This is a genomic window from Nocardiopsis codii, from assembly GCF_036327455.1.
Lineage (GTDB): Bacteria > Actinomycetota > Actinomycetes > Streptosporangiales > Streptosporangiaceae > Nocardiopsis > Nocardiopsis codii.
This window is the reverse complement of sequence record NZ_JAUZMY010000011.1, coordinates 129,210-149,839: the sequence shown is the minus strand read 5'-3', so window position 1 is coordinate 149,839 and position 20,630 is coordinate 129,210. Positions and strand designations below refer to the sequence as shown.

The window sequence follows — 20,630 nt, the reverse complement described above, 5'->3', positions numbered from 1 at the left end:
GGGCCGGCCCGGGCGCCGGCCCCGGGTCCTCCACACGGAGGACCCGGGGGACCGCTAACCCCTCTGCTCCGCCGCCGCGGGCGCCCCGTCGGCGGGCCCGGCCGATCTCCGGGCGCGCCCCGGCCACCACACGCGCGACCCCACGTCCAGCGACAGGGCGGGCACCAGCAGGGTGCGGACGAGCAGGGCGTCCACCAGCACGCCGAACGCCACCAGGAACGCGAGCTGGAACAGGAACAGCAGCGGGATGACCGCCAGCGCCGCGAAGGTCACGGCGAGGACCACCCCGGCGGACGTGATCACCCCGCCCGTGACGGCGAGCGCGCGCAGCACCCCCTCCCTGTGTCCGTGGACCAGTGCCTCCTCGCGGGCGCGTGACATCAGGAAGATGCTGTAGTCGATGCCCAGCGCCACGAGGAACACGAACGCGAACAGCGGGACGACCGGGTCCGCGCCCGGCAGGCCGAGCAGGTGCTCGAAGACCAGCGTGCCCACGCCCAGGGCGGCGGCGAAGGACAGCACGTTCGCGGCCATCAGCAGCAGCGGCGCCACCAGGGAGCGCAGGAGCGGGATCAGGACGAGGAACACCACGACCAGGACGAGGGGGACGACGACGGTGAAGTCGCGCTGGGCGGTCTCCAGGGTGTCCAGGTCGGTGGCGGTGACACCGCCGACCAGGGTGTCGGCGCCCTCGACGCCGTCCAGCTCCTCCCGGAGGTCGCCGACGGCGGAGACCGCGTCGGAGGACTCCGGGGGGACGGCCAGGGTCACCTCGACCAGGACGCGCCCGTCCTCGACCAGGGGCGGGGCGTCGGCCCCGGGCGGTCCGGGTTCGGACACCGCGACCGCTTCCTCCACCTCGGGCAGCCCCTCCGCGGCGGCGACGACCTCGTCCAGCCGGTCCGCGTCGGCCACCACGAGTGCGGGGGCCGCGCCGCCGACGGAGCCGAAGCCCCGGGTGAGGACCTCCTGCGCCTCGACCGCCTCGACCTCCGTGCGGAAGACCTCGGACTGGCCCGTCCCCCCGGCGTCGAACTGGGGCGCGAACACGGCCGCCGCCACCAGGACCGCGGTGGTCGCGACCCAGTAGGCGCGGGGACGGCGCGAGACCGCCCCGGCGATCCGCCCCCAGAGGCGGTGCCTCCCGATGACCTCGTCGAGGCTCTCGCCCCCGGCGGGGCCGTCCGCCGCCGCCGGCCCGGCGCCGGGCCGGCGCGGCGCGGTGGGCCAGAAGACCGCCCTCCCGCCGAGGGCGAGCACGGCGGGCAGGAAGGTCATCGCGGAGAGCAGTGCGGCGGCGACGCCGATGGCGACGACCGGTCCGAGGCTGCGGGTGGAGGCCAGGTCGGCGGCGAGCAGGCAGAGCAGGCCGAGGATGACGGTGCCGCCGGAGGCCAGGACGGGGCCGGTCACCCCGCGCACCGCGGCCAGGACGGCCTCGGGCACGCTGTCCCGCGTGGCGAGCTCCTCCCGGTAGCGGGCCACGAGCAGCAGCGCGTAGTCGGTGCACGCACCGACGACCAGGATGAACAGGATGCCCTGGCTCTGTCCGTTGAGGCTGACCAGGCCCGTGTCGGCGGCCAGGTAGACGAGAGCTCCGGACAGTCCGAGGGCGAGCAGGGAGGCGAGGATGACCAGGACCGGGAGCAGGGGCGACCGGTAGACGGCCACGAGGATGACCAGGACCGCGGAGATCGCGACGATGAGCAGGGTCGAGTCGATGCCGCCGAAGGCGGCGGTGAGGTCGGCCGCGTACCCGGCGGGGCCGGTGACCTGGGCCTGGAGTCCGGGGACGGGCTCGTCGGCGAGGAGCTCGCGGAGTTCGGCGACCGTGTCGCCGGTGTCGTAGGCCGGGTCGATGGACACGACGAACTGGGCGACGGAGGGGTCCTCGGTCCCCGGGAAGGGGCCGACCACCGGGCCCGAGGCCCAGGGCTGCTCCGCGACCCTCTCCCCGACCTCGGCGATGGCGTCCAGGCTCTCCCCGGTGTCACCGCTCCCCGAGTAGACGACGATCGCGGGGACGGACTCCTCGCGGTCGAACCCCTCGGCGATCTCGGCGACCTCGGTGGACTCGGCGCCCACCGGCAGGAACGCGCCGGGGTCGTTGGTCTGCACCTCTCCGAGCTTGCCCAGGAACATGCCGAGGGGGCCTGCGCCGAACAGCCACACGAGGGCGACCACCAGAGCCGCCCCCACCCACCAGCGGGATCGGCGTGGCCGGTCTTTGTCCTTGCGCACGGGACGGGTCCTTCCGTTGCGTCGAAAATTGGCTCGAAATAAGAGTATCTTGCTTTTCGAGTCAACTGTCGGCGCGGGTCGGCGACGGACCGCCGCCCGGGCGCCCCCTCCCGCCGGCTCACCCGGCGTGTTCGGTGTGGGCCTCCTCGCTCGCGCGGTCGGCGATGTTGGTGGCCATGGAACCGAACACGATCCCGTGGAACGGCGTCACGGCCTGCCAGTACAGGTGTCCGAGGAGCCCGCGGGGGTGGAAGAGCGCCCGCTGGTGGTAGACCGTGCGTCCCCCCACCGTGGCGACTCCCAGCTCCAGCCACGCTGGACCGGGGAGCCGCATCTCCGCCCTCAGCCGGAGCAGGCGGCCCGGCACGACCTCCTCGACCCTCCAGAAGTCCAGCGAGTCACCCGTCCTCAGCCGGGCGGGGTCGCGCCGGCCCCTCCGCAGGCCCACCCCGCCGACGGCCAGGTCGATCCACCCGCGCGCCGCCCAGGCCAGGGGCCAGGAGTACCATCCGTTGCGGCCCCCGATCCCCTCGATCACCCGCCACACGTCCTCGGGCTCGGCGTCGACGTACCGGGCCCGGGCGTCGGTGTAGAGGCTGCCTCCCGTCCAGTCCGGGTCGGTCGGCAGGGGGTCGGACGGCGCGCTCGGCCAGGCCGCCGACGACCACCGCGTGTCCACCCGCGACTCGTCCACCCTCCGCAGCGCGAGCCGTACGGCCTCGTCGAAACCGATCCGGTGGTGGTCCCCCAGGCAGTCCGCCAGGTCGTCCTCCCCGGCGACGGCGTCGTGGCGCAGCGAGTCCACCAGCGGCCGGGCGATCGCGGGCGGCACCGGCGTGATCAGGCCGACCCACAGGCTGGACAGCCCGGGCGAGAGCACCGGCACGGGGATGATCAGCCTCTTGGCGATGCCCGCCACCGCGGCGAAGCGCTGGATCATCCCCGCGTAGGTCAGGACCTCCGGGCCGCCGATGTCGAAGGTGCGGTCGGTCCCCTCCGGAAGCTCCGCGGACTCCACCAGCAGTCTCAGCACGTCGCGGACCGCGATCGGCTGCACCCGGCTGCGCACCCACCGGGGCGTCGTCATGACCGGCAGGCGCTCGGTGAGGTGGCGCAGCATCTCGAAGGACGCCGAACCCGACCCGATGATCACCGCCGCGCGGAGCACGGCCGCGGGGACCGACGACTCCAGGAAGACGTCGCCGACCTGCGTGCGCGAGGCCATGTGCGCGGACAGCTCGCCCTCCTCGGGGACGAGCCCGCCGAGGTAGACCAGCCGCCGCACCCCGGCCCGCTCCGCGGCGCGGGCGAAGTTCCCGGCGCCCTTGGCGTCGGCGCTCTCGAAGCCCTGTCCCCCCGACATCGAGTGGACCAGGTAGTAGGCCGTGTCGACGCCCTCCAGCGCCTCGGCCAGACCCTCGTCGGAGACGACGTCCCCCCGCACCACCTCGACCTCGCTCCGCCAGTCGACGTCGCGGAGCTTGTTCGGGGTGCGCACGAGGCAGCGGACGGTGTGCCCGGCCGCCAGGAGCTCGGGCACGAGCCGTCCGCCGATGTACCCGGTCGCCCCGGTGACCAGGGTCCGGTGGCCCCCGGTCATCCGGTGGCCCCGATCGCCCCGCGCTCGCGCCGGCGGCGTTCGCGGCGCTCCTCCCGGCGCCGGCGGTACGGGTTGTCCACGGGCAGGTGGCTGCCGACGCGGCCGTACATGCCGAAGGTCATCACCATGATGCCGACCACGAAGCTGAAGATGACGTTGGGCATCGAGAACGCCAGGATGTTGGGCCCCGCGCTCATGAGGTAGAGGTTGACCAGCCCGCTGACCACGAACCCCACGCCCACCACGGTGCAGACTGTCGAGGCGAACGAACCGCCCAGGACCGCCGCTCCCAGCAGGAGCGAACCGATCGCGATCGAGAGGAAGCTGAGCGCGCCGTTCGTGGACAGCCCGGCGATCACCTCTCCCTGGGTGTCGAACAGCGGAAGCCTGGTCAACAGGCCCGCGATCCCGAAACCGACGAGTACCAGGCCCGTGAGCCCCGCTCCGACCCTGTAGACCACGCTGAGACGGCGGTCCGCCGGACGTGTCGTGTCCAGGTCCATGTGCTGCCCCTTTCGGTGTCCTCCCAGCTAGAGTCGTGCGTGGGTGGCGCACACCACAAGTCGCGTCGCTTTCGCAACGCTTGGGGCGCCATGACCGACGCACTCACTCCCGGGGCGACCGCCCGCCTTCTCGGGGTCGCCCCCTCCACCCTGCGCAGCTGGGACCACCGGTACGGGGTCGGCCCCCGCGAGCGCAGCCCGGGCGGCCACCGCCGCTACTCCCTTGACGACGTCGCCCGGCTCCGTGAGCTGTGCCGTCTGGTCGGCGAGGGCTTTCCGCCCGCCTCGGCCGCCCGCCTCGCCCTCGACCGGTCGCCGCCCGTACCGGCCCCGAGGCGTGCCGAACCGTCGCCCGCGGGAGGCGCCGGAGCGCTTCCCGGCGGAGGAGCCGGGGGCGGGGACCAGGGTGCGGACCGCGCGGCGGCCGGTGGAACGGGCGCCGGCACGTCCGCGGCCCGCCCGGGCTGGCGCCCCGGCGGGGACACCCTCCCTCTCGGCCACGCGGCGCCCACGCTCCAGGGGATCGCCCGCGCCGCGATGCGGCTGGACTCCGAGCTGGTCGAGACGCTCCTGGAGGAGGCGCTGGAACGCCACGGCGTCGTGGCGGTCTGGGAGGAGCTGGCCATGCCCCTGCTGTACGGGATGGGCCGCAAGTGGGAGGACACCCTGCGCTACGTGGAGGTCGAGCACCTGCTCTCGTGGTGCGTGTCCTCGGCCCTGCGCCGCGTCCCACCGCCCGCCCGCACTCCCGCAGGCGCGGAGAGCACGGCGGCGCACGTCCGGCCGACCGTGCTCGCCTGCGGTCCGAACGAGATGCACAGCCTTCCGGTGGAGGCCCTCGCCGCAGCGCTCAGGGAGCACGGCGTGCCACACCGGATGCTCGGCCCGTGCACCCCCGTCGAGGCGACCGCGCGGGCGGTGCGCCGCACCGGGCCCCGCGCCGTGGTGCTCTGGTGCCACGCGGGGGACTCGGCCGACTCCGTCGCGCTACGGCGCACCGTCCACGCGGCGGCGGGGGCGCCGCAGTCGACCGCCGTGTACACGGCGGGACCGGGATGGCGTTCCCTGAAGGGGGGACCATCCCTCGCCGACGGCCACCTGAACTCCCTCGCCGAGGCCGTGCGGGTACTCTCCCCGGGGTGAGCCGGGCCCGGGCCCCGGCCCGGCGCCGGACCCGGTTCAGGAACGGCGGGCCGGCCGCGCGCGCAGCCGGTGCCAGGCGTGTTCGGCCGACGTCAAGGACATCGCCGCGACGGGTGTGCTCAGGCCCATGGCCAGCTCCCGGTGCAGGCGCGAGCCGCCGTCCAGGAAGGCCAGCACGTCCCCGAGCCGGTTGGCCGCGAACAGTCCCGAGAAGAAGTCCGCCCCCCGCACCCGGCCCGTGTCCAGGGCCCGCAGCATCACCGCGTCCATGGCCAGGTGGCGGCGCCGGTGGGGCACCGGCGGCACCGGCACCCAGCCCTCCTGGAGGGCGCGGGCCACCGCCTCCGCCTGGCGCCGCACGCCGCTGAACGTGTAGCCGGTCGAGGGCCGTGTGGCGCCCCCCGCGGCCCCCACCCGGAACAACCGGCGCCCCTCCCGCGTCCGGAACGGCGCGTCGGTCATCGGGATGACTCCCTGCTCGGCAGCCGTCACCTCCAGCCCGGAGAGCCCGAGAAGGTCGCAGTACCGGCCGAGCGCGCGCTCGTACTCGGCGGTCGTGAGGGCCTCGCGGCCGAACTCGGTGTACTCCACCAGCGCCTCACGGGAGGTCAGGGGGAGCACGTAGCCGAACGCGACCCCGTTCACCGGCTGGGCAGGGCGCAGGTCCATCAGCACGGCGGCGCCGGGGTCGAAGACGTCGTCGGAGGCGCGGACGAACCAGCCCCGGAAGTGCTGGAGGAGGTGGGTGCGCCCGCGCGGGAGCGGTCGGGGCGGCCGGGAGTCGAACACCCACGCCGCGGTGAGCGCCGCCGTCCCGCCGTCCGGCCCGACCCCCTCGACCAGCGCCTGCCCCTCCCCGTCCCGGACCCCCGTCACCAGGAGCGGGAGCTGGTCCACGTGCTCGCCCGCCGAGGCGCGTACGTGCGCGTCCACGTCGACCGACCGCAGCATCTTGTACACGTAGGGCGCCGCGGGGGAGGAGTGGACCGCCCCGTCCTCCCCCACCACGGACAGGCGTTCCCAGCGTGCGGCCAGCAGGCCGTCCCAGGGGCCGCCGTCCGGTTCCCAGAAGCACCAGGTGCGCGGCGGAGGGGTGTGCGGTCCGGGCGGCGGCTCCAGGAGGGCGACACGCAGCGGACGACCGCTCCGGTCGTTGATACCGCCGAGCCGGTGGGTCAGGGTGAGCCCAGCGGCTCCCCCGCCGATGATCGCCACGTCGTAGTCGGCCATGCCCCCAGCATGCACCGGGAGGCCGCCGTGAGCACGCGAACACCCAGCAACCCGGGGGAGGGACCCGTGGACACCACCACGAGGACTATGAAGGCCGGAGCGGTCACCGGCGAGTTCGACCACGCCGCCGACGCCTACGACCGGCTGGTGTCCGCCAACCCCGGATACCACGCCCACCTGCGGATCTCGGCCCGGCGGCTGGGGCTGCCCGACCGGGGGCGCGGGCTGCGCCTGCTCGACCTGGGGTGCGGCACCGGGGCGTCGACCGCGGCTCTGCTGCACACGGCCCCGTCCGCCCGGATCGCGGGCGTGGACGCCTCGCGGGGCATGCTCGACGCCGCCCGGGCCAAGCCCTGGCCGACCTCGGTGTCCTTCCACCGGGGGCGGGCCGAGGAGCTCACGCCCGCGTGGGCGGAGGAGCACCTGGGCGGTCCCGCCGACGCCGTGTTCGGCGCGTACCTGGTGCGCAACTGCCCCGACCCCGACATGCTGCTGGCGTCGGTGCGGTCCCTCCTGCGGCCCGGCGGCAGACTCGTCCTGCACGAGTACTCCGTGGCCGACTCGGTGTCCGCGCGGGCGGTGTGGTCGGCGGTGTGCTGGGGGGTCGTGATCCCGGCGGGCCGGGCACTGACCGGCCGGGCCGACCTGTTCCGCTACCTGTGGCGGAGCGTGCTGGAGTTCGACGGCCGCGCGGCGCTGCTGGACCGGATGCGCCGCTCGGGCCTGGAGTCGGTGGCCAGCGCCCCGCTGCCCGGCTGGCAGTACGGTGTCACGCACACCTTCGCGGGCCGGCGGCCCCTCGGGACGGAGGCCGGCCATGGTCGCTGACCGCCCCGAGGACGTCCGGGACCCGCTGGCGGAACCCGTCGCCCCCGCGCCGCCGTCCGGGCCCCGGCCCGCAGAGCGGCCCGCCGTCGCGGTGGTCGGCGGCGGCGTCGCCGGGCTGGCCGCGGCGTGCGCCCTGGCCGAGCGGGACGTGGACGTGGTGGTCTACGAGCGGGAGGACTCCCTGGGCGGGCGCCTGAGGGGGTGGGAGACCACGCTCCGCGACGGGTCGAACGCCACGATGACCAGGGGCTTCCACGCGTTCTTCCGCCAGTACTACAACCTGCGCGGCCTGCTGCGGCGGGCCGACCCCGGCCTGGACGGGCTGGTGCCCCTCGCCGACTACCCGCTGGTGCACCGGGACGGCCCGCGCGACCGCTTCTCGGGGCTGCCCACGACCCCGCCGTGGAACGCGGCGGTGCTCGCCGCGACCAGCCCGAGCTTCCCCCTGCGCGACCTGGCACGGGTCAACGTCCCCGCGGCCCTGCAGCTTCTGGACGTCGACGTGCCGGGCGTGTACGAGCGCCTCGACCACCTGAGCGCGCGGGACCTGCTGGAGGCGGTCCGCTTCCCGCCGCGGGCCCGGCACCTCGCGTTCGAGGTGTTCACGCGGAGCTTCTTCGCGGATCCCGGCCGGTTGTCGGCCGCCGAACTGGCGGTGATGTTCCACCTGTACTTCCTCGGCTCGTCCGAGGGCCTGGTGTTCGACGTGCCGGGCTCGCCCTTCCCGCAGGCGCTGTGGGATCCGCTGGAGCGCCACCTGGTGAAGCTGGGCGCGCGGTTCCGGACCGGCGAGCCGGTCGAGGGGGTGCGTCCCGGGCACGCGCGCCGGTTCGCGGTGCGGTGCGGGCCGGAGGGGGGCGGGCCGGGAGAGGAGTTCGACGGTGTGGTCCTGGCGGCCGACCCGCCCGGGGTCCGCGGCCTGGTGGCGGCGTCCCCGGACCTGGGGGACGCGGGATGGCGCGGTCGCCTCGGGCGACTGGCGTCGGCTCCCCCGTTCCTGGTGTCGCGCTACTGGCTCGACCGTCCCGTGCGCCCGCACCGTCCGGCGTTCCTGGGGACGGCGGGGTACACGGCGCTGGACAACGTGAGCGTGCTCGACCGCTACGAGGACGAGGCCCGCGCGTGGGCCCGGCGCACGGGCGGCTCCGTGGTGGAACTGCACGCCTACTCCCTCCCGGAGGGCTGCGATCCGGAGCGCGAGCGGGTGCGGCTCTGGGAACAGGCCGCTTCCGTCTATCCGGAACTGGGCGCCTGCGGTGTGGTGGACGCGCGGCACGAGCTGCGCGCGGACTGCCCGCTGTTCGCCCCCGGGAGCCACCGCGACCGGTGCGGGGTGTCCACCCCGGACCCGTTCCTGGTCCTGGCGGGCGACCACGTCCGCACGGACCTTCCGGTGGCGCTGATGGAGCGCGCGGCCACCAGCGGGCTGCTGGCCGCGAACGCCCTGCTGTCCCGCTGGGGGCGGGAGGGGCACACCGTGTGGACGGTGCCCCGGCGGGGGCGTTCGGCCCCGCTGCGGTCGCTCGCGCGGTGGGCCCGGAGCTCTCCCGTCTGACCCCGGGCGCGGCGGGGGCCGCACGGTCCGGGCGCGGCTCACCCTGGCCAGCGGCCGGAGGCGCGCAGGAGGTACCGGCGCTCCGCGTAGGCGAGGTCGTCGCGCCACAGGCGGCGCGCGGCCATGCGCATCGCGGGGCGCACGACCGCGCCCGCCACCCTGCGGGCCAGCGCGAAGCCGACCCTGTCGGACGTCGCGACGGTGGCCTCGACGACCGCCGTGCGCGGTACCCCCCGGGCGTCGACGCCGAGCGGGGTGGCGTGGGTCTCCACCACACTGCCCAGCCCCTCCCCCTCGATGACGCGCATGACCACGGTGCGGGGTTCGGGACACGTGAACTCGGCGCGCACCGGCACCCCCAGTCGCCCCGCCACCCGGAACCCCACGTCGACCACCATCCGGTCCGGGTGCGGGTCGGGGCCCTCCGGCACCTCGGTCACCGTCAGCCCCACGAACGAGTACGGGTGGAACCAGGAGCCGTGCCAGGGGTCCAGCCGGTTGGCCACCACGTCCTCCGGTTCGCACCGCCCCGCCAGGCTCTCCACCGCCGTGATCGCGGCACCCTCCTCGGGGCGCTCGGGGACGACCGGGGCGTCGAGGGGCTCCTCCCCGCCCTCCCGGTCCAGGCGCACCCACACGAGGACCCCGTCGTCGTGCACCGGGTAGGGGTCCCATCCCGGGAAGCCACCGGCCCCGAGGGAGAGCCCGTGCCAGCGGCACACCAGGTTCCCCCCGGTCACCGCTCCCCGGCAGAGCGGCGCCCCCAGGTGGGGGCACGCGCCCGGGCCGGCGTGGGCGGCGCCGTCGGGGGTGCGCCAGGCCACGAGTTCGGTACCGGCGACGACACGGCCGAACGGCCGGTCGGCGCGCACCTCCCGGCTGGCCGCCAGCACGAACCAGTTCCCGGACGGCCTGGCCAGGGCGCGTTTGAGCGCCGCACCGATGACGGCGGGCGACCCCTCCCTCCAGGTGGGCCTCTGCTCGCTCCACTCGACGGCGGGCATCCGGCGCAGCGGGGTCCGCCGCGGTTCGGGGTCGGGCAGCGTCACGTGGTTCTCCTCCTGGGCGTGTCCGCCGCGCTCAGCCGGACCGGGGGCGCGGCACCGAGCGGGCGAGCAGGGAACGGGCGAGGGCGGGGACGGCCGCGGCGACCTTGCGGGCGCCGGAGACCCGGTGGCGGGTGCTCCACACGTCGAAGTCGGCCGCGCTGATCTCGTCCAGGATCGCCCGGTAGAGCCGGAAGGCGGTGGCGACACACGGGCGGGCCACCGGGGAGAGCATCGCTATGCCGGGCTCGGCCTCCCGGTAGACCCCCCGGTTGACCTCGACGAGGTCGGCGACCGCCGCACGGGCGCGCCGGTCGGGTGCCCCGACCCGCGCGCAGTGCTCCAGGAGCCCCCGGTCCACCCCGTGGGACTCCAACACGTCGGCGGGCAGGTAGACCCGGCCCCGCCGCAGGTCCTCCGCCACGTCGCGGAGGAAGTTGGTGAGCTGGAAGGCCTCGCCCAGTGCGGCGGCGTGGGGCGCGGCCTCCGCCCGGGGCGCCACCGTCCCCAGGACCGGCAGCACCTGGAGTCCGATGACCGCCGCCGACCCGTACATGTACTCCCGCAGGTGCTCCAGGTCGCGGTATCCCGTGACGTCCAGGTCCATCCGCATGGAGTCCATGAACGCCGTGAAGTAGACGGGCGGCAGGTCGTAGCGGGCGACGGTGTGGGCCAGGGCGCGCAGGACCGGGTCGTCGGGTTCCGCTCCCGACAGCGCGCGGCCCAGGTCGGCGTCGACGGCGTCGAGCCGCTCACGCAGGCCGGCCGCGGTCGTGCCCGGGGGAGGTTCGTCGACGATGTCGTCCACCCAGCGGGCGAACCCGTAGAGCGCGTGCACGGCGGGTCGCCTCTCCGGCGGCAGGACCCGCGTGGCCGTGAAGTAGGTGCGCCCGTGGCGCGCGTGCAGCTGCCGACAGCGCAGGTAGTCCCCGCGCAGCCGGTCGCAGCCGATCCCGGCCGCGTCGAGTTCCGCCGTGGCCGTGGCCCTCATCGGCCACGCCTCTCCGCCAGCACGCGCGCGGCGGCCAGTTTTCCGGAGATCAGCACGGTCGGCAGGCCGACCCCCGGAGAGGTCCCGCACCCCGCCAGGACGGCGTTGGAGGTTCCCGGGACCGTGTGGCCCGGGCGGAACGGCCCCGTCTGCGCGAAGGTGTGCGCGAGGGAGAACGGGGTTCCGTGCTCCATCCCCTGACGCGCCCAGTCCGCGGGGGTGACGAGGCGCTCGGTCCGGACGGAGGCGTCGAGGCCGTCGAGGCCCCTCTCCTCCAGCGTCCGGACCAGGCTGTCCCGGTAGCGCGGCCCCTCGCGCTCCCAGTCGATGTCCCCCGCGGCCAGGTTCGGGGCGGGGGCGAGCACGTACAGCAGGTGGTGCCCCTCCGGGGCCAGCGCCGGGTCCGTCCGGGTGGGCTGGGTGACCAGCAGGGAGGGGTCGCTCATGGTGCGCCCCTCCCGGATGATCTCGGCGAAGGTGCGCTTCCAGGCGGCGCCGAAGGAGATGGTGTGGTGCCCCAGCCCCTCCCAGGTGCGATCGGTGCCCAGGTGGAGCACGACGGCGGAGGGCGAGAAGCGGGTCCGGACCGGCCGGCGGGGCCGGTGGCCGAGGAGGCGGTGGGCGGCGGGCAGGTCGGCGGTGACCACCACGTGGCCGCAGGGGATGCGCTCCCCCTCGGCGGTGACCACTGCGGTGACCCGGTCGCCGCTCCGCTCCAGGCGGGTGACCGCCTCCCCGTAGCGGACGGTTCCGCCCGCCTTCGTGAACGCCCCGGCCAGGGCGTCCCCGATCGCCCGCATCCCTCCGCGCGGGAAGTACACCCCCGCGACGGTGTCCATGTACGCGATGACGGCGTAGGCCGCCAGTGCGCGCTCCGGCGCCACACCCGCGTACAGGGCCTGGAAGGAGAAGATCCGGCGCAGCCGCTCGTCCGTGACACGGCGCCCGACCGCCGGGGCCAGGCGGCCGAACCCGCCCAGCGCGGCGAGTCTGAACAGGTCGGGCCGGACCAGGTCCAGGGGCGAGTCGCACGGCGCGTCGATGAACGAGCGCATCTCCACCCGGTACAGCCGGGTGAGCCAGTCCCTCAGCCGCAGGTAGCCGTCGGCCTCGCGCTCACCCGCCACCCGCGCCACCTCGGCGGCCATCGCCTCGCGGTCGGTGTGCACGTCGATCACGGAGCCGTCGGCGAAGGCGGCCCGGTAGGCGGGGCTCAGCGGCACGAGGTCGAGCCGGTCCGCCGTGCTCTCGCCGACGGCGCCCAGCGCCTCGTCGAGGAGTTCGGGCATCGTGAGCACCGTGGGTCCGGTGTCGATCCGGAAGCCGTCCAGGTCGAGCCGCCCGGCGCGCCCGCCCGGGTGCCGCTCCCTCTCCACGACGACGACCTCGCGCCCCGCGCCCCGCAGGTGCAGGGCGCAGGCGAGGCCGGACAGTCCCGCGCCCACCACGACCACCCGGTCGCGGCCGGGTCCCGGGGCCGCCGTCCGCCTGCCCGCCCCGTCGGCCGCACCGCTGCGGCCGTTCACGCGGGGTCCGTCCCGGTCCGGGCGGCGAGGCCGCGCAGACCTTCCAGGACGACGGGGTCCAGGTCGAGCCCGTCCAGCCGGCCGGCCCCGCGGGCCGCCAGCTCTTCGCACCTGGCGCGGACGAGGTCGCGTGCGCCGAGCCGGTCCAGGGTGTCGGCGACCTCGGCGGGGTCGGCGTCCGCGCCGACGCGGGCGAGCAGGTCGCGCGCGGCCGCGTCCTCCTGTTCCCCGGCCAGCCGCACCCCTGCTCCGAGGAGCAGGGTGCACTTCCCCTCGCGGATGTCCTCGCCCACGGGTTTGCCGGTCCGGGCGCTGTCCCCGTAGACGCCCAGGAGGTCGTCCCTGAGCTGGAAGGCGGTCCCGACGTCCCGCCCGTAGCCGCGCAGGGCGTCCACCGTCTCCCCGTCGGCCCCGGCCATCGCCGCGCCGAGGTGGAGGGGTCGCTCGACGCTGTAGGACGCCGTCTTGAGCAGGTTCACCCGCAGGGCCGCCCCCTCGGAGCGGTCGCGCCGGGCCTGCGCGCGGACGTCGAGGAACTGCCCGGCCATGATCTCGGTGCGCAGCTCCCTCCAGACCGGCCGCGCCCGGCCCGGCCGCGGCACACCGGCCAGGGCCTCCCCGAACATGTCGTCGGCCCAGACGAGGGCGAGGTCGCCCACGAGGACGGCCAGGGCCTCGCCGTACCGCCGCGGCTCGCCGCCGTGGCCGTTCTCCGCGTGCTCGGCCGTGTGGCGGGCGTGGACCGACGGGCGGCCCCGGCGCGTCGGGGAGCCGTCCATGACGTCGTCGTGGACGAGGGCGCAGGTCTGGATGAGTTCGAGGGCCCCGCAGGCCTGGAGTGCGGAGTGCGCGCCCTCGCCGTCGGTGGTCCCCCCGCCGGCGATCCATCCCCACCAGGCCAGCAGTGATCTCATCCGCTTGCCTCCGCCGAGGGTGAAGCGGACGGTCTCACCCGCCAGTTCACGACCGAACTCCCGGTCGACGGCCTCCGCGTCGCGGAGTCTTCGGTGGAGGTAGCTGCGCAGGGCGTCCTCCAGTGCGGTGCGGTGTCCCGCGACCGCGGCGGTGTGGACGTGCCTCTGGGTGTTCAGGAGCGGATTGACGGCTTCCTCCCGTGGTCGGGCCTCCGGACTGCCCATAATTACTCGGATTCTATGAATCTTGGTAAACGAAGCATTTCCCGGAGTGCGGCGTCCGAACCCTGCCCGCCCCCCGGGAACGCGTGCGCGGACCGGAGGAGCCCCCGCACCGCGCACCGTAGACTCACAGGGAAGACCGGGTGAACCGATCACGCCAGCACGAGAGAGAGACCATGGACGCCGTTCCGGCAGCACACTCCGACGGGCTACAGGACGCCCGCGACGGGGATGCCGAGAGCCGGTCGCGAGGTGAACTCTACGATTCCCTCCAGAACGACGGGCAGCGACTCGCCGTGCGGCTGATCCGCCTGCTGCACCGGATGGCGGACCGCTCGGGGATGAACCCCACGGACTTCCAGTGCTACACGCTGCTCCGCGTCGGCGGCACCATGACCCCCGGCGAGATCGCCGAGAGCCTCTGCCTGTCCACGGGCTCGGTGACCGGGGTGGTCGACAGGCTGGAGGCGCACGGGCTCGTGGAGCGCACCCGCCACCCCGAGGACCGGCGCAAGGTCGCCGTCCGCCTGACCGGGGGCGCCGAGCGCCTGGCCGCCGCCACCGCGCCCGACATGCGCGGCGCGATGACCGCCCTGCACGCCGACTACACGCTGGAGGAGCTGGCCGTGATCGCGGACTGGCTGGACCGCGTGGGCACCACCCTGGACGGCCTCACCGACGGCCACCGGTAGCCGTCGGCCCCTCCTGGCGACTCGGGGTGACATATCCCGTCACCGTGTGCAATGACGCTCGATAAGCCAACACTCCGTGATCGCACGGTTCCTTTGCCCTGGCCTGTTCCGGCCCTACCATCCCACGGAAACACGTCAGTGGCCGGAGGAGCGCAGACAACCGGCCAGCCAACGGCGCACCCGTCCCACAGGGGCCGGGAAGGAGCCACCATCTCATCCCTACGTCAGCACATCCGAGAACACACCAACCCCACTGTCTTCGGTGTGTCCGGGCTCGTGATCATCGCCTTCGTCGTCGCGGGCATCGTCGCCACCGACCCCCTGCTGAACGCGGCAACGGCCACACGCGACTGGATCGGCGAGAAGCTCGGCTGGATCTACATCCTCGCGACGACCCTTTTCCTGATCATCGCGGTCGTCCTCATGCTGAGCCGGTTCGGCTCGGTCCGGCTCGGCCCCGACGACTCGCGGCCGGAGTTCGGAACAGTGGCCTGGTTCGCCATGCTCTTCACCACCGGTATGGGCATCGGCCTGGTGTTCTGGGGGGTCTCCGAGCCCATCCACCACCTGCACTCGCCCCGGTCCTCGGAGTTCATCGCCCCCGAGGGCGAACTCCCCTCCCCCGAGGCGGCGAGCGAGGCACTCGCCCTGAGCTACTTCCACTGGAGCTTCCACCCGTGGGCGATCTACATCGCCCTCGGGCTCTCCCTCGGCTACTTCGCCTTCCGCAAGGGGCTGCCGCTGCGCCCCGCCTCCGCCCTCTACCCGCTTCTGGGGGACCGCGCCTTCGGCTGGCCGGGCAACCTCGTGGACATCCTCGCCGTGTTCGGCACGATCTTCGGACTGGCCACCTCCCTGGGGCTGGGCACGCTCCAGATCAACGGCGGCCTCAACCACGTCTTCGGCATCCCCTCGAACTCCCTGGTCCAGTCGGTGATCATCATCGTGATCACCGGCATCGCCCTGCTCAGCGTCCTCTCCGGCATCGACAAGGGCATCCGCAGGCTCTCCGTCATCAACCTGTGGCTCGCCTTCGCACTGCTGGTGATCGTCTTCGCGTTCGGGCCGAAGCTGTGGATCATCAGCATCACGACCACCTCCGCCGGGGAGTACCTGTCCAACCTCATCCCGTGGAGCCTGGCCTTCCCCAGTCCCCTCGTGGACGAGCAGGCGGCCACCTGGACGACCACCTGGCCGATCTTCTACTGGGGATGGTGGATCTCCTGGGCTCCGTTCGTCGGTATCTTCCTGGCGCGGATCTCGTACGGGCGCACCATCCGCGAGTTCGTCCTGGGCGCGTTGCTCGCCCCCGTCATCGTGTCCATCCTGTGGTTCGGCGTGTTCGGCGGGTCCGGGCTCTACTACGAACTGTTCGGCGACGGCGCGTTCAACGGGCTCGCGGAGGAGGACAGGGCCTTCCACCTGATGGACCTGCTGCCCATGGGGGAGGTCGTCGGACTGATCGTCTCCGTCCTCCTGATCATCGTGGTGGCGGTCTTCTTCATCACCTCCTCCGACTCCGGCTCGCTGGTCGTGGACACCCTCACCAGCGGCGGCGACCTGAACCCGGTCAAGGCGCAGCGCGCCTTCTGGGCGATCAGCGAGGGCGCGGTCACGCTGATCCTGCTGGTCCTGGGCGGCACGAACGCCCTGTCCGCCCTGCAGGCGGCATCGGTCGTGACCGGCCTGCCCTTCGCGGTCATCCTGTTGTTCATGGTCTGGGGGCTGCTCAAGGGCCTGGCCTCGGAACCGAAACCGGGGGCGCCGAAACAGTCCCGGGCGGAGGACCGGGGCTCCAGGAGCTCGTCCCGCCACGACTGATCCCCCGAAGCACACCGAAAGCGAAGAGAGGAGGCCGTGGTGGCTCCGAGAAGGTTCAACAACCCGTTCCACGGCGTGGTGGACATGATCAGCGAGATGAACCGGATCTCCGACAGCATGTCCTCGCTGGAGAGCGGCCAGGCGGGCGACAGGGAACGCGGGTACTCGGACGCGTGGAGCCCGCCGACCGACATCCTCGCCCGGGGCACCGACCTCGTGCTCCGGTGCGAGATCGCCGGGGTACGCCAGGAGGACGTGTCGGTCAGCTTCAACGACGGCATCCTCAGCGTCAGCGGGGAGCGCCACCGGGACGAGAGCGACGTCGTCTACTACACGTCCGAGCGCTTCATGGGCACGTTCCGACGGAGGATCAGCCTGCCGGAGGGCATCGGCGAGGAGGACATCGAGGCCTCCTTCGACGAGGGCCTGCTGGAGATCACCGTCCGCGGAGGGGCGAACGCGCGGGGCCCCAAGCGCATCGCGGTGCGCAGACGGGCGCCGAAGCACTCCTAAGAGCCCCTTCCGGCCGGCCCACCGGGCAGCCGCCGTCGGGCCCCGGGGCCCGTCGGCGGCTCGCCGCGCCGCAGGACGCTCCCCCGCCGCCGGAGCGGGGCGGCGCCGCCCGCCCGGCTCCGCGCCCCCGCGCGACTCCCTCCGGCGCCCGGCGGGAGGCGGATACCGGGTTCCCGGGAACCGAACGGCCCGCGGATCCGACACCAAGGGTGGACGGCCGCGGAAGCGCGGCCCGGAACCTGGAGCGAACACCCGTGAACCCGACCCGTACGTGGGCCGCCACCGCCCTGCTCGCCTTCGCCCTGACCGCCTGCGGCGGCCCCGCGACCTCCCCCGACCCCTCCACCGCCGACGCGGACGCCCCCTCCCCGTCCGCGGACGCCGCCACCGCCGCCGACGCCTTCGCGGTCACCGACCCCTGGGTCAAGGCCGCCACCGCCGACGACGGCATGACCGCCGTCTTCGGCGAGATCACCAACGGCTCCGACGCGGAGGTCACGATCGTCGCCGCCTCCCACGACGCCGCCGACACCGTCGAACTCCACGAGGTCGTCACCGAGGGCGCGGACTCCACCATGCGTGAGAAGAACGGCGGGTTCGTCGTACCCGCGGGGGGCGGCCTCCCCCTGGAGCCCGGTGCCGACCACATCATGCTCATGGACCTCACCCGCGACCTGGAACCCGGCGACGAGACCACGGTGACCGTGGAGTTCTCCGACGGTTCCACCGCCGAGTTCACCGCCCCCGTGAAGGAGTACGCCGGAGCCAACGAGGAGTACGAGGGCGACGGACACGGAGGGGACGGACACGGGGACGGGGACCACTGATGGCGGAACGCGGTGCGGGCACCGGCCCGCTGAGCCGCCGCCGCCTTCTCGTGGGCGGGGCTGCGGGCCTCGGCGCCGCAGGGGTCGCCGGGGTCGGGGCGGCCAGATGGGCGGAACGGGCGGAGGGCGGCCCCGCCCCGGCGGCCGACCCCCCGCTCCACGGCCCCCTGACCGTGTCCTTCCACGGCCCCCACCAGGCCGGGGTGGAGACCCCGCCCCAGGCGCACGGCACGTTCGTGGCGCTGGACCTGGGGGCGGAGGTCGACGCGGAGGGCGTCCGACGCCTCATGCGGCTGCTCAGCGACGACGCCGCCCGCCTGGCACGGGGAGAGCCCGCCCTGGCCGACACCGAGCCCGAACTGGCGGAGGTGCCGGCCCGGCTCACCACCACGTTCGGCTTCGGACGGGGTCTGGTGGAACGTGTGGCCCCCGACGCGGCCCCGGACTGGCTGGGGCCCCTGCCGGAGTTCGACCACGACCGGCTCGACCCCGCCTGGGGCGAGGCGGACCTCCTGGTGCAGGTGTGCGCGGACGACCCCCTCACGGTCTCGCACGCGGTCCGGATGCTCCTCAAGGACGCACGGGCCTTCACCCGGCCCCGGTGGACCCAGAGCGGGTTTCGCCGAGCCCACGGCTCCCAGCCCGACGGCACGACCATGCGCAACCTGATGGGCCAGGTCGACGGCACCGTCAACCCCGAGCCGGGGACGGCGGACTTCGCCCAGCTGGTGTGGGGCGGCGGCGGGCCCTCGTGGTTGGAGGGCGGAACGGGGCTGGTGCTGCGGCGCATCGCCACCGACCTGGACACGTGGGACGAACTGGACCGGCCCGCCCGGGAGGCCGTCATCGGCCGCAGGTTGGACAACGGCGCGCCGCTGACGGGGTCGTCCGAGCACGACGAGGTGGACCTGGCCGCCACCGACGCCACAGGCTTGACGGTCGTCCCGGCGTTCGCCCACGTGCGCCGTGCGGTCACGGGAGACCCGGCGCAGCGGATCTTCCGCCGGGCCTACAACTACGACCAGCGCGGAGCGGGCGGGGAGGAGGCCGGGCTGCTGTTCGCGTCGTTCCAGGCCGACCCCGTGCGCCAGTTCGTGCCCATCCAGCGGAGCATGGACGAACTCGACCTGCTCAACGAGTGGGTGACCGCGGTGGGCTCTGCGGTGTTCGCCGTTCCGCCCGGGTGCGAGGAGGGGGGATACGTGGGTCAGACCCTGTTGGAGAGCTGACCGGGCCGGACCCGCTCGCGCGCCACCGTCCGGCGGGCACCACACGGCGCCGGGCGGAGCAGAGCCGAGGCCGGGGCGGGGCCCTCCTCCCCCGGGCGCACGAGCGCCCCGCGCCCGCCTCGTGTGAGGCCGGCGCGGGGCGCGGGCCCCGTCCGGGGACGGGGCCGGGGCGTCCTGACGGGGCTAGGCCGCGTTCCGCGGATCATTCCGGGCTCGCGTCCCCCAGGCTGCCTCTCGCTGCGCCGACTGCGCTTGGACAGCCAAACCCGGGCTGACCTGCGCTACTCGTCTTGCGAGAGATGGCCTGGAAGCCGCTCGCATCGATCGGCGCAAGCGCCGAGTCAACCGAAAGCATCCACGGAACACGCCCTAGAAGACCCGGTCGGCCTCGTACGGGCCGATCACGGCGAGGGCGCGCGGACGCGACAGCAGTTCGGCGGCCACCTCGGCCACCTCCGTCCCGGTCACGGCGTCGAAGAGCGCCAGGTCCTCGTCGATCGAGTAGTGGCGCGGCTTGTTCAGCTCGTGCGAGAGCAGCCGCCCCATCCGGGCGTTGGTGCCCTCGCTGCCGAGCACCAGGGAGCCCTGGATCTGGCCCTTGGCGCGGGTCAGCTCCTCGGCGGTGATACCCGAGGCGGCGACCTTCTCCAGCTCGTCGCGGCACACGCCGATGACCTCGTCGGCCTTCTCCGGCAGGCAGCCGGCGTAGACCTGGAACATGCCGGTGTCGGCGTAGCCCGTCTGGTACGCGTGCACCGAGTACGCCAGTCCCCGCTTCTCCCGCACCTCCTGGAACAGGCGGGACGACATGCCCCCGCCCAGGGCCGCGCTGAGCAGCCGCAGCGCGTGCCAGCGCGGGTCAGTCCGGGTGATGCCCTCCGAACCCAGGATGATGTGCGCCTGCTCGGTGTCGCGCGGCTGCACCACGGTGCCGCCGTTCGTGGCGACCCGGCCGTCCCCCGAGCGCGGGCGGGCCGGGCGGGCGTCACCGGCGGCGGCCGACTGGTCGGCGAACATCGCCCGGACCTGCTCCACCACCTGGTCGTGGTCCAGGCTTCCGGCGGCCGTCACGATCAGCTCACCGGGGACGTACACGTCGCGGTACTGCTCGGCGATACGGTCACGGGGCAGGGCCCGGATGGTGTCGATGGTGCCCAGGATCGGACGGCCCAGCGGGGTGTCTCCGTAGAAGTGCGCCGCGAAGACGTCGTCCACCAGGTCGGCGGGCTCGTCCTCGTACATGGCGATCTCCTCCAGGATCACGCCCCGCTCCGTCTCCACCTCCCCGGCGTCGAGCACCGAGTTCGCGACCATGTCACCGACGACGTCGATGGCCAGCGGGAGGTCGCGGTCCAGCACCTTCGCGTAGTAGCAGGTGTGCTCCTTCGTGGTGTAGGCGTTGTGGTCCGCGCCCACACCGTCCAGCAGCGCGGAGATCTCCAGCGCCGACCGGGTCCGGGTCCCCTTGAACAGCAGGTGCTCCAGGAAGTGCGCCGACCCCGCGTGCGCGGAGTCCTCGTCGCGGGAGCCGGTGGTGGCCGAGATCCCGAACGCCGCGGAACGGCCGCCCGGGATGTTCTCGGTGACCACGCGCAGGCCGCCGGGCAGAACCGTGCGGCGCACCAGGCCGGAACCGCCGTCGGGCTCCAGCAGCGTCACGGTCGTGCCCGGATCCTGCTCGGCGGCGATGGGGACAGAGCTCATGAATCCTTCTTCTTCGCGTCGGAACGTCGGCGGCCGGGCCGCCGG

The 20,630-nt window shown here is 74.2% G+C and carries 17 protein-coding genes; 8 read left to right on the top strand and 9 right to left on the bottom strand.

Annotated elements, in window-relative coordinates; genetic code table 11:
- Positions 1-54: 54 nt before the first annotated feature.
- From Q8791_RS13475 to Q8791_RS13465, 3 genes are all read right to left on the bottom strand, one after another.
- Complete coding sequence (locus Q8791_RS13475; protein WP_330092014.1) at positions 55-2,241, bottom strand: MMPL family transporter; 2,187 nt, start codon at positions 2,239-2,241, stop codon at positions 55-57.
- Between the two features lie 118 nt (positions 2,242-2,359).
- Positions 2,360-3,841 (bottom strand): SDR family oxidoreductase, encoded by a 1,482-nt coding sequence (locus Q8791_RS13470; protein ID WP_330092013.1) that lies wholly within the window; start codon positions 3,839-3,841, stop codon positions 2,360-2,362.
- On the bottom strand, positions 3,838-4,344 hold the full coding sequence (locus Q8791_RS13465; protein ID WP_330092012.1) for a DUF4383 domain-containing protein: 507 nt from the start codon (positions 4,342-4,344) through the stop codon (positions 3,838-3,840). The genes Q8791_RS13470 and Q8791_RS13465 overlap by 4 nt, the downstream gene beginning before the upstream one ends.
- A 90-nt stretch (positions 4,345-4,434) precedes the next feature.
- On the opposite strand from Q8791_RS13465, the gene Q8791_RS13460 reads away from it, so the two are divergent.
- Positions 4,435-5,487 carry a MerR family transcriptional regulator gene (locus tag Q8791_RS13460; protein ID WP_330092011.1) on the top strand — a complete coding sequence of 351 codons (1,053 nt, stop codon included), beginning with the start codon at positions 4,435-4,437 and terminating at the stop codon, positions 5,485-5,487.
- Between the two features lie 36 nt (positions 5,488-5,523).
- On the opposite strand, the gene Q8791_RS13455 is transcribed toward Q8791_RS13460, so the two are convergent.
- Positions 5,524-6,717 (bottom strand): lycopene cyclase family protein, encoded by a 1,194-nt coding sequence (locus tag Q8791_RS13455; RefSeq protein ID WP_330092010.1) that lies wholly within the window; start codon positions 6,715-6,717, stop codon positions 5,524-5,526.
- An 87-nt stretch (positions 6,718-6,804) separates the two neighbouring features.
- On the opposite strand from Q8791_RS13455, the gene Q8791_RS13450 reads away from it, so the two are divergent.
- Positions 6,805-7,545, top strand: coding sequence for a class I SAM-dependent methyltransferase (locus Q8791_RS13450; protein WP_407941995.1), 741 nt, complete (start codon positions 6,805-6,807; stop codon positions 7,543-7,545).
- Entirely contained in the window at positions 7,535-9,100 is a 1,566-nt protein-coding gene (locus tag Q8791_RS13445) for an FAD-dependent oxidoreductase (RefSeq protein WP_330092009.1), read from the top strand. The genes Q8791_RS13450 and Q8791_RS13445 overlap by 11 nt, the downstream gene beginning before the upstream one ends.
- 38 nt (positions 9,101-9,138) lie before the next feature.
- On the opposite strand, the gene Q8791_RS13440 is transcribed toward Q8791_RS13445, so the two are convergent.
- The 4 genes from Q8791_RS13440 to Q8791_RS13425 all read right to left on the bottom strand — a co-directional run bounded on the left by Q8791_RS13440 (position 9,139) and on the right by Q8791_RS13425 (position 13,802).
- A complete protein-coding gene (locus Q8791_RS13440; protein WP_330092008.1) occupies positions 9,139-10,149 on the bottom strand; it encodes a DUF5914 domain-containing protein in 1,011 nt (336 codons plus the stop codon).
- 31 nt (positions 10,150-10,180) lie between these two features.
- Positions 10,181-11,137, bottom strand: coding sequence for a phytoene/squalene synthase family protein (locus tag Q8791_RS13435; protein ID WP_330092007.1), 957 nt, complete (start codon positions 11,135-11,137; stop codon positions 10,181-10,183).
- Positions 11,134-12,591 carry a phytoene desaturase family protein gene (gene crtI, locus Q8791_RS13430; RefSeq protein WP_330092060.1) on the bottom strand — a complete coding sequence of 486 codons (1,458 nt, stop codon included), beginning with the start codon at positions 12,589-12,591 and terminating at the stop codon, positions 11,134-11,136. Before crtI ends, Q8791_RS13435 begins: the two co-directional genes overlap by 4 nt.
- A 68-nt stretch (positions 12,592-12,659) precedes the next feature.
- Positions 12,660-13,802 (bottom strand): polyprenyl synthetase family protein, encoded by a 1,143-nt coding sequence (locus Q8791_RS13425; RefSeq protein WP_330092006.1) that lies wholly within the window; start codon positions 13,800-13,802, stop codon positions 12,660-12,662.
- Between the two features lie 173 nt (positions 13,803-13,975).
- On the opposite strand from Q8791_RS13425, the gene Q8791_RS13420 reads away from it, so the two are divergent.
- The 5 genes from Q8791_RS13420 to Q8791_RS13400 all read left to right on the top strand — a co-directional run bounded on the left by Q8791_RS13420 (position 13,976) and on the right by Q8791_RS13400 (position 18,881).
- Positions 13,976-14,491 carry a MarR family winged helix-turn-helix transcriptional regulator gene (locus Q8791_RS13420; RefSeq protein ID WP_407941994.1) on the top strand — a complete coding sequence of 172 codons (516 nt, stop codon included), beginning with the start codon at positions 13,976-13,978 and terminating at the stop codon, positions 14,489-14,491.
- 264 nt (positions 14,492-14,755) lie between these two features.
- Positions 14,756-16,312, top strand: coding sequence for a BCCT family transporter (locus Q8791_RS13415; protein ID WP_330092004.1), 1,557 nt, complete (start codon positions 14,756-14,758; stop codon positions 16,310-16,312).
- Between the two features lie 39 nt (positions 16,313-16,351).
- On the top strand, positions 16,352-16,825 hold the full coding sequence (locus Q8791_RS13410; RefSeq protein ID WP_330092003.1) for an Hsp20/alpha crystallin family protein: 474 nt from the start codon (positions 16,352-16,354) through the stop codon (positions 16,823-16,825).
- Positions 16,826-17,079: 254 nt separating this feature from the next.
- Entirely contained in the window at positions 17,080-17,652 is a 573-nt protein-coding gene (locus Q8791_RS13405) for a copper chaperone PCu(A)C (protein ID WP_330092002.1), read from the top strand.
- Positions 17,652-18,881 carry a Dyp-type peroxidase gene (locus Q8791_RS13400; RefSeq protein WP_330092001.1) on the top strand — a complete coding sequence of 410 codons (1,230 nt, stop codon included), beginning with the start codon at positions 17,652-17,654 and terminating at the stop codon, positions 18,879-18,881. The genes Q8791_RS13405 and Q8791_RS13400 overlap by 1 nt, the downstream gene beginning before the upstream one ends.
- Before the next feature lie 369 nt (positions 18,882-19,250).
- On the opposite strand, the gene Q8791_RS13395 is transcribed toward Q8791_RS13400, so the two are convergent.
- Positions 19,251-20,585: a M16 family metallopeptidase gene (locus Q8791_RS13395; protein WP_330092000.1), complete on the bottom strand. Its 1,335-nt coding sequence runs from the start codon at positions 20,583-20,585 to the stop codon at positions 19,251-19,253.
- Positions 20,586-20,630: the final 45 nt, after the last annotated feature.

What these genes read in the sequence shown, in the direction of transcription:
- Q8791_RS13470 (WP_330092013.1), bottom strand. Translation starts at nt 3,841, where the DNA reads ATGACCGGGGGCCACCGGACCCTGGTCACCGGGGCGACCGGGTACATC.
- Q8791_RS13465 (WP_330092012.1), bottom strand. Translation starts at nt 4,344, where the DNA reads ATGGACCTGGACACGACACGTCCGGCGGACCGCCGTCTCAGCGTGGTC.
- Q8791_RS13460 (WP_330092011.1), top strand. Translation starts at nt 4,435, where the DNA reads ATGACCGACGCACTCACTCCCGGGGCGACCGCCCGCCTTCTCGGGGTC.
- Q8791_RS13455 (WP_330092010.1), bottom strand. Translation starts at nt 6,717, where the DNA reads ATGGCCGACTACGACGTGGCGATCATCGGCGGGGGAGCCGCTGGGCTC.
- Q8791_RS13450 (WP_407941995.1), top strand. Translation starts at nt 6,805, where the DNA reads ATGAAGGCCGGAGCGGTCACCGGCGAGTTCGACCACGCCGCCGACGCC.
- Q8791_RS13445 (WP_330092009.1), top strand. Translation starts at nt 7,535, where the DNA reads ATGGTCGCTGACCGCCCCGAGGACGTCCGGGACCCGCTGGCGGAACCC.
- Q8791_RS13435 (WP_330092007.1), bottom strand. Translation starts at nt 11,137, where the DNA reads ATGAGGGCCACGGCCACGGCGGAACTCGACGCGGCCGGGATCGGCTGC.
- Q8791_RS13425 (WP_330092006.1), bottom strand. Translation starts at nt 13,802, where the DNA reads ATGGGCAGTCCGGAGGCCCGACCACGGGAGGAAGCCGTCAATCCGCTC.
- Q8791_RS13420 (WP_407941994.1), top strand. Translation starts at nt 13,976, where the DNA reads ATGGACGCCGTTCCGGCAGCACACTCCGACGGGCTACAGGACGCCCGC.
- Q8791_RS13400 (WP_330092001.1), top strand. Translation starts at nt 17,652, where the DNA reads ATGGCGGAACGCGGTGCGGGCACCGGCCCGCTGAGCCGCCGCCGCCTT.
- Q8791_RS13395 (WP_330092000.1), bottom strand. Translation starts at nt 20,585, where the DNA reads ATGAGCTCTGTCCCCATCGCCGCCGAGCAGGATCCGGGCACGACCGTG.